This window comes from Pseudoxanthomonas sp. J31 (assembly GCF_000510725.1).
Classification (GTDB): Bacteria; Pseudomonadota; Gammaproteobacteria; order Xanthomonadales; family Xanthomonadaceae; genus Pseudoxanthomonas.
Genome location: NZ_AZNZ01000002.1, coordinates 154988 through 167302, shown reverse-complemented (window position 1 = coordinate 167302; position 12315 = coordinate 154988). Strand labels below are relative to the sequence as shown.

The 12315-nt window shown below is 71.4% G+C and carries 8 protein-coding genes; 4 read left to right on the top strand and 4 right to left on the bottom strand.

Features of this window, described 5'->3' with window-relative positions; translation table 11 throughout:
• The first annotated feature begins 49 nt into the window (after positions 1–49).
• Together PSEJ31_RS0104030 and PSEJ31_RS0104025 are read left to right on the top strand one after the other, a co-directional pair.
• Positions 50–403: an MGMT family protein gene (locus PSEJ31_RS0104030; RefSeq protein WP_019398085.1), complete on the top strand. Its 354-nt coding sequence runs from the start codon at positions 50–52 to the stop codon at positions 401–403.
• Between the two features lie 63 nt (positions 404–466).
• On the top strand, positions 467–1135 hold the full coding sequence (locus PSEJ31_RS0104025) for a rhomboid family intramembrane serine protease (protein WP_028914723.1): 669 nt from the start codon (positions 467–469) through the stop codon (positions 1133–1135).
• 205 nt (positions 1136–1340) lie between these two features.
• On the opposite strand, the gene PSEJ31_RS0104020 is transcribed toward PSEJ31_RS0104025, so the two are convergent.
• Positions 1341–3419, bottom strand: a complete 2079-nt coding sequence (locus PSEJ31_RS0104020) for a M13-type metalloendopeptidase (RefSeq protein ID WP_125108702.1) — start codon at positions 3417–3419, stop codon at positions 1341–1343.
• Positions 3420–3560: 141 nt separating this feature from the next.
• On the opposite strand from PSEJ31_RS0104020, the gene PSEJ31_RS0104015 reads away from it, so the two are divergent.
• Together PSEJ31_RS0104015 and PSEJ31_RS0104010 are read left to right on the top strand one after the other, a co-directional pair.
• Positions 3561–4934, top strand: coding sequence for an MBL fold metallo-hydrolase (locus PSEJ31_RS0104015; protein ID WP_019398082.1), 1374 nt, complete (start codon positions 3561–3563; stop codon positions 4932–4934).
• Positions 4935–4970: 36 nt separating this feature from the next.
• Positions 4971–6572: an NAD(P)/FAD-dependent oxidoreductase gene (locus tag PSEJ31_RS0104010; RefSeq protein WP_028914721.1), complete on the top strand. Its 1602-nt coding sequence runs from the start codon at positions 4971–4973 to the stop codon at positions 6570–6572.
• A gap of 82 nt (positions 6573–6654) precedes the next feature.
• Here PSEJ31_RS0104010 and PSEJ31_RS0104005 read toward each other — a convergent pair whose 3' ends face one another.
• The 3 genes from PSEJ31_RS0104005 to PSEJ31_RS0103995 form a co-directional block, all read right to left on the bottom strand.
• Positions 6655–10257: a M1 family aminopeptidase gene (locus PSEJ31_RS0104005; protein ID WP_028914720.1), complete on the bottom strand. Its 3603-nt coding sequence runs from the start codon at positions 10255–10257 to the stop codon at positions 6655–6657.
• 3 nt (positions 10258–10260) lie between these two features.
• Complete coding sequence (locus PSEJ31_RS0104000) at positions 10261–11157, bottom strand: ABC transporter ATP-binding protein (protein WP_019398079.1); 897 nt, start codon at positions 11155–11157, stop codon at positions 10261–10263.
• 93 nt (positions 11158–11250) lie between these two features.
• Entirely contained in the window at positions 11251–12315 is a 1065-nt protein-coding gene (locus PSEJ31_RS0103995) for a serine hydrolase domain-containing protein (protein ID WP_028914719.1), read from the bottom strand.

The following is a 12315-nucleotide window of genomic DNA, read 5'->3' as shown; positions in this document are numbered from 1 at the left end:
AAGGCGGCCTTCGCTTTTACGGCGCGGCGGTGCTGGCTAAGCTGGGCCCATGCCCGACGCCACCCAGGACGCCGCCGCCCGCATCCTCGCCGCCGTGCGCGCCATCCCGCGCGGGCAGGTGGCCGGGTACGGCGAGGTGGCGCGGCGCGCGGGCCTGCCCGGACGCGCCCGCCTGGCGGCACGGGTGTTGTCGCAGAATACCGACCGCACGCTGCCCTGGCACCGGGTGCTGCGCGCCGACGGCCGCATCGCCTTCCCCGAAGGGTCGGCCGGCTACCGCGAGCAGTGCCAGCGGCTGCGCGCCGAGGGCGTGGCGGTGGTGGACGGGCGCGTGCGCCGCGAGCTGATGGCCGGCGCGCACGGCGACCTGGACGCCATGGTGTGGGGGCCGCCGCCGCGCTGAGCGCGGGGCCCGGCCCGGTGCGCGGGGCCGTTATGATGGGCTTCCCCTTCCATGGAGCCGCGGATGTTCGCGCGACTGCCCCCCGTCACCCAGGCCATGCTGATCGCCAACGTGGTGGTGTTCCTGCTGCAGCTGATGCTGGGCAACGCCACCTTCTCGACCTTCATGCTGTGGCCGCCGCAAGGCTTCGATCCGTTCTCGCCCGCGCAGAATTTCCAGCCCTGGCAGCTGCTCAGCTACGGCTTCCTGCACGGCAGCTTCGGCCACCTGCTGTTCAACATGCTGGCGCTGTACATGTTCGGCTCCCCGCTGGAGCTGACCTGGGGCCCGCGCCGGTTCCTGGCCTACTACCTCATCTGCGTCGCCGGCGCCGGCCTGTGCCAGCTGCTGGTGGGCTGGTGGACGGTCTCCGCCGGCGGCCCGCCGTATCCCACCCTGGGCGCCTCCGGCGGCGTGTTCGGCCTGCTGCTGGCCTACGGCATGCTGTTCCCCAGCCAGCGGGTGATGCTGCTGTTCCCGCCGATCCCGATGAAGGCGCGCACCTTCGTCATCGTGTTCGGCGCGATCGAGCTGGTGCTGGGCTTCACCGGCTGGCAGCCGGGCGTGGCCCACTTCGCCCACCTGGGCGGCATGTTGTTCGGCTGGCTGGTGATCCGCTACTGGCGCGGCCAGCCGCCGTTTGGCGGGCGGCGCCCGCCGCGCGGTCCCAGCCACCTGCGCCGGGTGAAGTAGGCGCGGGCGGGAAAGAAAAAGCGAAAGGCGCGGGCAACCGCGCCTTTCCTGTTTGCGCGGCCGGACCGAAGCGGTGCCGGCCCGGGGCGGGGAGGGCACGGTCCCCGCGGCGATGCCGGGGACGGCCCGGGGTGCCCGCCGCCGGCGCAAAAAGAACGGGGCCCGGCAATGCCGGGCCCCGCGTGCGCTTGCCTTGCGCGTGCGCTTACCAGATCACGACCTGGGCATCGCCCTGGCGGGCCATGGGCGCGCCGGCCTCGCACTTGAACGCCGCGGCGAACGCCGGCAGGTTCGAGGGCGCGCCGATGGCGCGGAACTGCGACGGGGCGTGCTCGTCGGTGGCGATGCGCTGCTTCAGCTCTTCCGGGGTGAAGTTGCGGCGCCACACCGTGGCCCAGTTGAGGAAGAAGCGCTGGTCGCGGGTCAGGCCGTCGGTCATCGGGTCCGGCTGGCCCTCGGTGGCCTTCTTCATCGCGTCGTAGGCCGTGGCCAGGCCGCCCAGGTCGGCGATGTTCTCGCCCAAGGTCAGGCGGCCGTTGACCTTCTGGCCGTCGGCGGTGGTGTAGCCGTTGAACTGCTCGATCAGCTTGGCGGTGCGCGCGGCGAAGCCCTTGGCGTCGGCCTCGGTCCACCAGTTCTCGAACTTGCCGGTCGGCCCGAAGCGGCTGCCCTGGTCGTCGTAACCGTGGGTCATCTCGTGGCCGATCACCGCGCCGATGCCGCCGTAGTTCATCTCGTCGGTGGCTTCCGGATCGAAGAACGGCGGCTGCAGGATGGCGGCCGGGAACGCGATCTCGTTCGACAGCGGGTTGTAGTAGGCGTTGACCATCTGCGGCGGCATGCCCCACTCGGACTTGTCGACCGGCTTGCCGATCTTGCCCAGCTCCCAGCGGTAGTTGAACTCGCGGGCGGCCAGCACGTTGCCGATGTAGCTGTCGCGGCCGGTCTCCAGGCCGTCCCAGGAACGCCACTTGTCCGGGTAGCCGATCTTGGTGGTGAACGCGGCCTGCTTGTCCAGGGCCTTGGCCTTGGTCTCCTCGCTCATCCACTCCAGGTTCTGGATGCGCGCCTTCAGGGCCTCGCCGAGGTTGGCGACCAGCGCCTCCATCTTGGCCTTGGACTCGGGCGGGAAGGCGACCTGCACGTACATCTGGCCCAGGGCCTCGCCGGCCTGGCCGTTGATCGTGGCCAGCACGCGCTTCCAGCGCGGCTTCATTTCCTTCTGGCCGCGCAGGGTGGCCGAGTAGAAGTTGAAGTTCTCCTGCACGAACTCGTCGCTCAGGTACGGCGCGGCGCCGTCGACGGTGTGGAAGCGCAGGTAGGCCTTCCACACGGCCGCGTCGGTGTCGGCCAGGGCCTTGTCGACCTCCTTGTGGAAGTCCGGGATCGCCAGCGAGAACATCTCCGGCGCGGCCACGCCCTGGGACTCGAAGAACTTCGACCACGGGAAGTTCGGGGTCAGCGCATCGGCGTCGGCCAGGCTGACCGGGTTGTAGAACAGGGACACGTCGCGGGTCAGGTCCTCGCGCGACTTGGACGCCTTGGCCAGGCGGGTCTCGAACGCCATCACCTGCTTGGCCTGCTCCTGCGCCGCGGCCGCGTCCACGCCCGACAGCTCGAGGATGCGGGCGATGTGGGCCACGTACTTGTCGCGGATGTCCTGCTTGTCGGCGTCGGTGTAGTACTTGCTGTCCGGCAGGCCCAGGCCGCCCTGCGACACGTAGGCGATGTTCATGTCCGGGTTCTGGAAGTCGGCCTCCGGGCCGAATCCGAACAGGAAGTTGCCGCCCTTGGCGGCGCGGCTGCGCAGGTACTCGGCGATCGCGTCCTTGTCGGCCAGCGCGTCGATCGCGGCCAGCTCGGCGGCCAGCGGCTGGATGCCCTGGGCGTTGATCTTCGCCTCGTCCATGCCGGTGGCCCACAGGTCGCCGACGATCTTCTTCACGCCGGTGGCCGAAGCGTCGGCGCCGGCCTGCTCGGCCAGCTGCTGCTGGATCGCGGTGGAGCGCTCGTCGAGCATCTCGAACGCGCCCCAGCTGGTGCGGTCGCCCGGGACCGGATTGGCGTCCAGCCACTTGCCGTTGGCGTAGCCGGCGAAGTCGTGGCAGGCCTGCTTGGTCTCGTCCAGGTCAGCCACCTGGAAGCGGTTGACCGGCGGCAGCCGGCTCTCGTCCAGGGTCAGGGCAGGCGCTTCCGCGGCGGGGGCGGACTCGTCCTTCTTGGAGCAGGCAGCCAGCGCCGTGGCGATCGCCAGCGGCAGCAGCAGGGCTTGGGTCTTGCGCATGTTCACGGTTTGGGGTCTCCGGCCCGTATGGGCGTGCAATGGCCCCCTGGGGGGCAGTGGCACGGACTGTACGCCAGCGTCTACTGCCGGTGGCACTGCCGGAGGTCATGCACAATGCGCCGGGACCCGGGAGGAGGGCGGATGGAAATCGAGTTCCATGGCGCGGCCGGCGGAGTGACCGGCTCCATGCACCTGGTCGAGGCCGCCGGCCGGCGGATCCTGCTGGACTGTGGGATGCTGCAGGGCGGACGCGAGCTGGAGGCCGGCAACGCCGCCCCCTTCCCGTTCGACCCGGCCGGGCTGGACGCGGTGGTCCTCAGCCACGCCCACATCGACCACATCGGCCGGTTGCCGCTGCTGGTGGCGCGCGGCTACCGCGGGCCGGTCTGGCTGCAGCGGGCCACCGCCGACCTGCTGCCGGTGATGCTGGAGGACGCCGCCTCGCTGGCCGCCTCCGAGGCCGAGCGCGCCAACCGCCGGCGGGCACCGGGCGAGCCGGCCCAGGCGCCGCTGTTCACCGCGGCCGACGTGGCCCGGGTCCTGGACCTGCTGCGGCCGCTGGACTATGGCGCGCGCACCGCGATCCTGCCGGGGGTGGAGCTGGCCCTGCGCGATGCCGGGCACATCCTCGGCTCGAGCATCGTCGAGCTGTGGGGCGACGGCCGCAAGCTGGTGTTCTCCGGCGACCTGGGGCCGAAGGGCACGCCGATCCTGCGCGACCCGGAGGCCATCGCCGAGGCCGACCTGGTGGTGATGGAGTCCACCTACGGCGACCGCAACCACCGCGAGCGCAGCGCCACCGTGCAGGAGCTGGGCGAGGTGTTCGAGCACGCCTGGCGCGAGCGCGGCACGGTGCTGATCCCGGCCTTCGCCGTGGGCCGCAGCCAGGAGCTGCTGTACTGGTTCGCGCGCTACTGGCAGGAGTGGAAGCTGGAGCGCTGGCGCATCTTCCTGGACAGCCCGATGGCGGGGAAGGTGGTGGCCGTGTACGACCGCCACCAGGCGCTGTTCGACGAGCAGGCCAGCCAGGTCTGGCGGCAGCGGCCCTCGCCGTTCCGGCTGCCCAACCTGTACTACACCGAGACCACCCAGGCCTCGATGGGGATCAACGCGATCGCCTCCGGCGCGATCGTGATCGCCGGGTCGGGCATGGCCAATGGCGGCCGCATCCAGCACCACCTGCGCCACCGCCTGGAGCGGCGCGACACCCACGTGGTGTTCGTCGGCTACCAGGCCGAGGGCACGCTCGGCCGGCGCCTGGTCGAGCGCGCGCCCTGGGTGCGCATCCACGGCCAGGAGCTGCGGGTGGCGGCGCAGGTACACACCGTCGGCGGCCTGTCGGCCCATACCGACCAGCGCGGGCTGCTGCAGTGGTACGGCCAGTTCCGCGGCACCCCGCCGGTGGCCCTGGTGCACGGCGAGGACCCCGCGCGCCAGGCACTGGCCGGCGAACTCGGCCGCCGCTTCGGGGCGCGGGTGGAACTGCCGCGGCCCGGTACCCGCCTGGCGGTCTGAGGCGCGGCTCCGGTGGCCGGTGGTATACCTGCGCGCATGCGGAACGAAGACGCGCGGCGTGACGTGCTCCTGGTCGGCGGCGGCCACAACGGCCTGGTCTGCGCCGCCTACCTGGCCCGGGCCGGGCTGAAGGTGACCGTGCTCGAGCGCCGCGGCGTGGTCGGCGGCGCGGCGGTCACCGAGGAGTTCCATCCCGGCTTCCGCAACTCGGTGGCCTCGTACACGGTCTCGCTGCTGCAGCCGAAGGTGATCGAGGACCTGGACCTGCACGGCCACGGCCTGCGCATCGTCCTGCGCCGGCGCAACAACTTCCTGCCGCTGCCCGACGGCCGCTACCTGCTCACCGGCGGCGGGCGCACGGCCGAAGAGGTCGCGAAGTTCTCCCGCCACGACGCCGAGGCATTGCCGGCCTACGAGGCGCGGCTGGAGGCGATGGCCGACGTGCTGCGCGCGCTGGCGCTGCAGCCGCCGCCCAACGTCACCGACGGTGGCTGGCTGCAGGCGCTGCCGGAGCTGCTGCGCACCGCACGGCTGGGCCGGCAGTTGCATGCGCTGGAGCCGGCGCTGCGCCAGGACCTGCTGGACCTGTTCACCATTTCCGCCGCCGAATACCTGGACCGCTGGTTCGAGAGCGGGCCGATCAAGGCCCTGCTCGGCTTCGACGGCATCGTCGGCAACTACGCCAGCCCGTACGCCCCGGGCACCGCCTACGTGCTGCTGCACCACGTGTTCGGCCAGGCCAACGGGGTCAAGGGCGCCTGGGGCCACGCCATCGGTGGCATGGGCGCCATCACCCGGGCGATGGCGCGCGCGGCCGAGGCGGCCGGCGCGGAAATCCACACCGGCCAGGGCGTGGAGCGGATCCTGGTCGAGGGCGGGCGCGCCACCGGCGTGGTCACCGCGGCGGGCGAGACCTTGCGCGCCCGCGCGGTGGTGGCCAACGTCAACCCGAAGCTGCTGTACCAGCGCCTGCTGCCGGCCGGCGCGGTACCGCCGGCCACCGCCGAGCGCATGCGCAACTGGCGCTGCGGCTCAGGCACGTTCCGCATGAACGTGGCGCTGTCGCGGGCCCCCGACTTCCTTGCGTTGCCGGGAGAGGGCGAGCACCTGACCGCCGGCATCATCCTGGCGCCCAGCCTGGACTACATGGACCGCGCCTGGCGCGACGCCCGCGAGCACGGCTGGTCGCGCGAGCCCATCGTCGAGATGCTGGTGCCCTCGAGCCTGGACGATTCGCTGGCGCCGCCGGGAATGCACGTGGCCAGCCTGTTCTGCCAGCACGTGGCGCCGGAACTTCCCGGCGGCCGCAGCTGGGACGACCACCGCGACGAAGTGGCCGACCTGATGATCGCCACCGTGGACCGCTACGCGCCGGGCTTCGCCGCCTCGGTGCTGGGCCGGCAGGTACTTTCGCCGCTGGACCTGGAACGCGAGTTCGGCCTGGTCGGCGGCGACATCTTCCATGGTGCGCTGAGCCTCAACCAGCTGTTCTCGGCGCGGCCGATGCTGGGCCAGGCGCGCTACCGCGGGGCCATCCCGGGCCTGTACCTGTGCGGCTCCGGCACCCATCCCGGCGGCGGCGTGACCGGCGCGCCGGGCCACAACGCCGCCCAGGTGGTGATCGGCGACCTGCGCTGAGGCGGCGCCCGCCGCGCGGCAGGCGGGCCGCGCAAGCCGGATGGGTTCCGGCCCCGCGCCATGCGGGGCCGGGAACCTTGGCTCACTGCACCACGGTGACCTTCTTGCGGTTGTCGCCGGAAGCGCGGTCGATCAGCTTGTTGTACGGGTCCACGCCGGCCTCGTAGGGCAGTTCGTCGACCACCAGCTCCAGCGTGGTTTCCGCCTGGGTGAGGCGGTGCTTGGCCAGGTACAGCACCTTCTCGTCGGCCTCGCTGCCGTCCGGCGGACGGGCGAACACGCCGATGTCGACCATCACGTCCACCGGTTCCTGGGTTTCCTTGCCCTTGCCGTCGGTGGAGACCTTCTCCGCCTGCACGGTGAGGGTCACCGCGTACTTGCCGTCCTCGCGCTTGCGCGCCTCGGCCACGGTGGCGCGGTGGTTCCAGAACACGATCCGCTCGAACAGGTCCCGGATGAACGGGTGGTGCTCCGGTTCGGTGCGCGCGTAAAGCAGGTCGAGGAAGTCGCGGGTGGTGGGGTAGGGCGGGCCCTTGAACGCCCACTGCCGCAGGAACTCGGCCAGGATCGCGTTGAGCCGCTCCTCGCCGATCGCGTCGCGCAGGGCGTAGAACACCACCGAGCCCTTGCGGTAGTGGATGTACTGCTGGTTCTCGTTGAGCGCCAGCGGCAGTTCCTGGACGCGCTCGGCCGCGCGATTCCCCAGGTAGCGGTCCAGCTCGTACCGGAGGAAGCGGCGCATCTGCCGCGGCCCGTACTCCTTCTCCATCACCATCAGCGCCGAGTACTGCGCCAGCGACTCCGACAGCATGGTCGCGCCCTGCACGTCGGCGCCGATGACCTGGTGCGCCCACCACTGGTGCGCGGCCTCGTGCGCGGTCACGTAGAACACGTAGTCGATGGCGTCCGGATCGCGCAGGTCGGCGATGAAGCCGATCGACTCCGAGTACGGGATGGTGCCGGCGAAGGCCTGGGCGAAGGTCTGGTAGCCCGGGAATTCCAGGATCCGGAACTGGCGGAACTGGTAGGGCGAGAAGTTGCGGCTGAAGTAGTCCAGCGACTTCTTGGTCGCGTCGATCATCCGCGGCACGTTCCAGGCGTGGGTCGGGTGGTGGTAGACCTCGATCGCCACGTCGTTCCAGCGGTCGCGCGCCACCTTCCAGTCGGCCGACAGCCAGGAGAAGAACGGCAGCACCCGCGCCTCTGACTTGTAGTGGTAGTAGCGGCGCCCGTTCTCCTCCCACTCGCGCTGCAGGTAGCCCGGGGCCAGCGCGACCTGGCCCGAACTGGTGGACACCACGGTCTCGAAGTCCACCCAGTCGCCGTTGGTGGTCAGGTAGTTGGCGTTGCGCCCGGCCGGGTCGTCGATCGGGTTCATCCGCGGCAGCTCGGGCAGGCCGTGCTTGCGGCGGTCGTTGCGGTCCTGCAGCTGCGCGCGCTCGCTGTAGCCGAACTGCGGCAGCACGGCGTAGTTGTTGAAGAACGAACCGTTGTACACGAGCTGGGTATCGGTGCCGCCGACGGTGAAGCCGTTCGGGTGCGCGGCGATCTCGTACTCGAAGTCCATCGCCGCACCCGGCGCCAGCGGGGTCTCCAGGCGGTAGATGGTGTAGCCGTGCACCTTGTCGGCATCGACCACGGTGTGCGGGCCGAATTCCATGCGCCGCACCTCGTAGTCCGGGGACAGGCGCACGTGCAGGTCGCGGATCGGGGCGTCGCCGCGGTTCTCCAGGCGGTAGTGGCCGCGGATCTGCAGCCGCCGCTCCTCCGGGAAGATGTCCACGTCGGCGCGGATCGAGGCGATGCGCGGCTGCGGCAGGTCCTTGTACTGGCGGTAGCGCTTCTCGTAGTCGGCCGCGCGCTCCTTGGCCAGGTCGCCGGGCACGTACTCGTTGCGGATGTTGGTGTTGTAGAAGATCCAGCCGCCGAGCCCGGCGAAGGCCAGCAGCGAGGCCGCCAGGGTGGCCGCCACCGGCGCGCGCAGCCGCGCCCGCGCCTGGCGCAGGCGGTCGCGCCAGTGCAGCGAGGTGCCGCGCGGCCAGAACAGCAGGGCCACGGCCAGCAGGGCCACGGCCAGGGCGGCCCAGTAGGCACGCACGGTCAGGTGCGCGCCCAGGAAGTGGCCGTAGCCGTTCATGTCCGAATACGGCAGCGGGGTGGTGGCGTTGTAGCTGTACAGCAGGTGGTCGAAGTGCAGCATGCCCTTCGCCGCCTGCGCGACCAGGAACACGATCATCAGCAGGTAGCCGATGAACTTGTTGCCCGACACCGCCTGCAGGAACACCGCCAGCGCCGCCATCAGCATGAAGCCGAGGGCGTCCAGGGCGATGCCCTTCAGGTACAGCAGCGGCTCGATCGCGGTGAAGCCGTGGCCCAGCTGCCAGGCGAGGGTGAACAGCGCGCCGCCCAGGTACATGGCCAGCACCAGACCGGCCAGCGCCGTCAGCTTCGAGGCCAGCGGGATCCAGTCGGGCAGGGCGTAGGCATCGGTGGCCTCGGCCACGCGCGCGCCGCGTTCGCGCCAGACCAGCTCGCCGGCGTAGAACGTCACCACGACGACCAGGAACAGGCTCATGCTGGCGCGGATGGTGCCGAGCATCTGCCGGGTCACCGGGTACAGCTCGGTGCCGTAGATGTTGTCGCCGAACATCAGGGCGACCAGGATCACCAGCAGGCCCAGCAGCAGCATGACCAGGAACGGCGCGCCCAGCAGCGAGGCGCGCAGGTCGAACGCGGCCAGCCTGCGGTACTGGGTCCAGCGCGCGGCCAGGCCCTCGCGCAGGCCCACGGCCGGCAGGCGCAGGCGGGCGCTGCCGGCCAGCGGCGGCAGCGCGGCCGGCGCCGTCGCAGCCGCGGCCGCGCCCTTGCGTCGGCGCAGGACCAGGCCTTCGCGGTCGGCGCGGAACAGGCGGAAGGCGGCAGCCAGCAGCAGCGCGCTCACGCCCAGCCACAGGAGGCGGTTGCCCAGCAGCAGGCCGCCCAGCTGCGGCAGCTGGGTGTTGTACTGGGCGCTGGACCAGTAGCGGATGTGCTCGTCCACGGCCGCGCCGCCGGACGGATCGACCAGCGCCGCGATCCAGCGCGTGTCCAGGTCCGAGGTCAGCGAGCTGGAGACCGTCCACAGCACGATGAAGGCGATCGCGCCGATGTAGGTGTAGAGCATCGAGCGGGTCAGCGTGGCCAGCAGGAACAGCAGCGCCGACAGGAACAGCAGGTTGGGCACCACCAGCACCGCGAACGCCCAGGCGTAGGCGGACCAGGGCGTGGGGCCGAGGCGCTCCGGGTCCAGCCACGGCATCAGGCTGCCCAGCCAAAGCCCGAAGGCGATGACCAGCATGATCGCCAGGCTGGCGAGGAAACCACCGCCGAAGCGGCCGAGCAGGTAGTCGCGCTTGCGCAGAGGGGTGGCGAAGAACAGCTCCGCGGTGCGCTGCTCGAAGTCGCGCAGGGCGATGCCGGCCACGAAGATGGTCGACAGTAGCACGCTCAGCACGCTGAAGGCGCACAGCAGGCTGACCACCACCGCCGGCGCGTTGCGCATGATGTTGCCGACGCCGCCGCCGAAGCTGACGTTGTCCGAGGCCATGCTGGCGAAGCCGAACAGGCCGAACACCGCAAGCACGATCCAGAACACGCCGTTGCGCAGCAGCAGGCGCCCTTCGAAGGACAGGATGTGGCGCAACATGGCTCAGGCCGCCTTTGCCGGGGCGGAAGCCAGCGCGACCTGGCGCAGCTCGCCGAAGTAGACGTCTTCCAGGCTGGCCGGGACCGCGGCGAAGCCGTCGCCGGGGTCGCTGTCGGCGAGCACGTGCACCACCGGCTTGCCGGCGACCAGGCGCGAGGACAGCACCGCGTGCTCGTGCACCAGGCGGTCCAGCTCCTCCTTCTCCACCCGCTTGCGCCAGATCCGGCCTTCCAGCGAACGGATCGCCTCGCGCGGCTCGCCGGCCAGGCGTACCTGGCCGGCGGCGATGATGGCCATGCGCGGGCACAGGTCGGTCACGTCCTCGACGATGTGGGTGGACAGGATCACCACCGTGTTCTCGCCGATCTCCGCCAGCAGGTTGAGGAAGCGGTTGCGCTCCTCCGGGTCCAGGCCGGCGGTGGGTTCGTCGACGATCACCAGCGAGGGTTGGCCGATCAGCGCCTGGGCGATGCCGAAGCGCTGGCGCATGCCGCCGGAGAAGGTGCCGAGCTTGCGCTTGCGCACGTTCCACAGGTTGACCTGCTGCAGCAGCGCCTGCACCAGCTCCCTGCGCTCGCCGCGCGCGGTCACGCCCTTGAGCACGGCGAAGTGGTCCAGCATCGCCTCGGCCGAGACCTTCGGGTACACGCCGAAGTCCTGCGGCAGGTAGCCCAGGCGCTTGCGCGCCTGTTCCTTGTTGGCGAGCACGTCCAGGCCGTCGAGGGTGATGCTGCCGCTGTCCGGCTCCTGCAGGGTGGCGATGGTGCGCATCAGGGTGGATTTGCCGGCGCCGTTGGGGCCCAGCAGGCCGAACATGCCCCTGGGGATGTCCAGCGACACGTCCTTCAGTGCCTGTACGCCGTTGGCGTAGGTCTTGGACAGCGAGCGGATCTGCAGCATTCGTCTCCTCCGTTGGAACTCCTGGATGATGCGGACCGGTCGGCCGGCGGCGCCATCGGCGGATGGCGGGTGCCGGGGGCGGGAAAATCCGAGTCAGGGCCCGGCGCCGGCCGCGGGCGCGCCGTACAGGCGGCCCAGGGCCAGCGCCAGCGGATAGGGGCCGGGTTCGTCGCGGTTGCTCAGCACGACCACCGCCAGGCGCTGCCGCGGCCAGCGCACGATGGCGTTGCGGAAGCCGATGCTCTCGCCGCTGTGCCAGGTGCTGTCGCCGTTGAGGCGCCAGCCATAGCCGTAGTGCGGCACGTCGGGCTCGTCGGTGGCCGTGTGCGGGGCGAACATCAGCCCGCGCCAGGGCTGGCGCAGCAGGCGGTCGTCGTGCAGCGCCGCCTCCCAGCGCGCCAGGTCGTCGACCGAGGCGTAGATGCCGCCGTCGCCCAGCACCGCGCTGGTCGGGCTCTGGTCGGTGCGCACCCAGGCGCCGCCGGCCTGGCTGTAGCCCCAGGCGCGGTGGGCGACGGTGTCGTGGCCTTCGCGATGGGCCACGGCGGTGGCCATGCCCAGCGGCGCGAAGATGCGTTCGCGCAGGAACGCCGGGAAGTCCTGCCCCGAGGCGCGCTCGACCACCAGCGCCAGCAGGGCGTAGCCGCTGTTGCTGTAGCGGTAGGCGCTGCCGGGCGGGAAGTAGGTGCGGTCCTGGCCTTCGAGGATGGCCAGCACGTCGGCGTCGTGCACCTGGCGGTCGAGGCCCGCCGGCAGCACGTCCTCGTAGTCGACCAGGCCGGAGGTGTGCGACAGCAGGTGGTGCAGGGTGACCGCCGCGGCCGCCGGCGGCAGCGAGGGCAGCCAGCGCCTGGCCGGATCGTGCAGCGACAGCCGCCCGTCCTGGGCCAGCAGCAGGATCGCCGCGGCGGTGAACTGCTTGGTCAGCGAGGCCAGGCGGTAGCAGCTGCGCGGGGTGGCCGGCACCCCGGCCTCCAGGTCGGCCATGCCCCAGGCGGCGCGCAGCAGCGGCTCGCCGTCGCGCAGCACCAGCACCGAGGCGCCGGGCACCTGGCCCTGGTAGTCGCGCAGCAGCGCCTGCACCTGCTCCGGCACGTCGTGCACGTCCTGCGCGGCCGGGGTGCCGGCAAGCATCAGCAAGGGCAGCAGTCGCAGCAT

Excerpts from the sequence above, each read along its gene's own strand:
- PSEJ31_RS0104030 (WP_019398085.1), top strand. The coding sequence starts at position 50 with ATGCCCGACGCCACCCAGGACGCCGCCGCCCGCATCCTCGCCGCCGTG.
- PSEJ31_RS0104025 (WP_028914723.1), top strand. The coding sequence starts at position 467 with ATGTTCGCGCGACTGCCCCCCGTCACCCAGGCCATGCTGATCGCCAAC.
- PSEJ31_RS0104020 (WP_125108702.1), bottom strand. The coding sequence starts at position 3,419 with ATGCGCAAGACCCAAGCCCTGCTGCTGCCGCTGGCGATCGCCACGGCG.
- PSEJ31_RS0104015 (WP_019398082.1), top strand. The coding sequence starts at position 3,561 with ATGGAAATCGAGTTCCATGGCGCGGCCGGCGGAGTGACCGGCTCCATG.
- PSEJ31_RS0104010 (WP_028914721.1), top strand. The coding sequence starts at position 4,971 with ATGCGGAACGAAGACGCGCGGCGTGACGTGCTCCTGGTCGGCGGCGGC.
- PSEJ31_RS0104005 (WP_028914720.1), bottom strand. The coding sequence starts at position 10,257 with ATGTTGCGCCACATCCTGTCCTTCGAAGGGCGCCTGCTGCTGCGCAAC.
- PSEJ31_RS0104000 (WP_019398079.1), bottom strand. The coding sequence starts at position 11,157 with ATGCTGCAGATCCGCTCGCTGTCCAAGACCTACGCCAACGGCGTACAG.
- PSEJ31_RS0103995 (WP_028914719.1), bottom strand. The coding sequence starts at position 12,315 with ATGCTGCGACTGCTGCCCTTGCTGATGCTTGCCGGCACCCCGGCCGCG.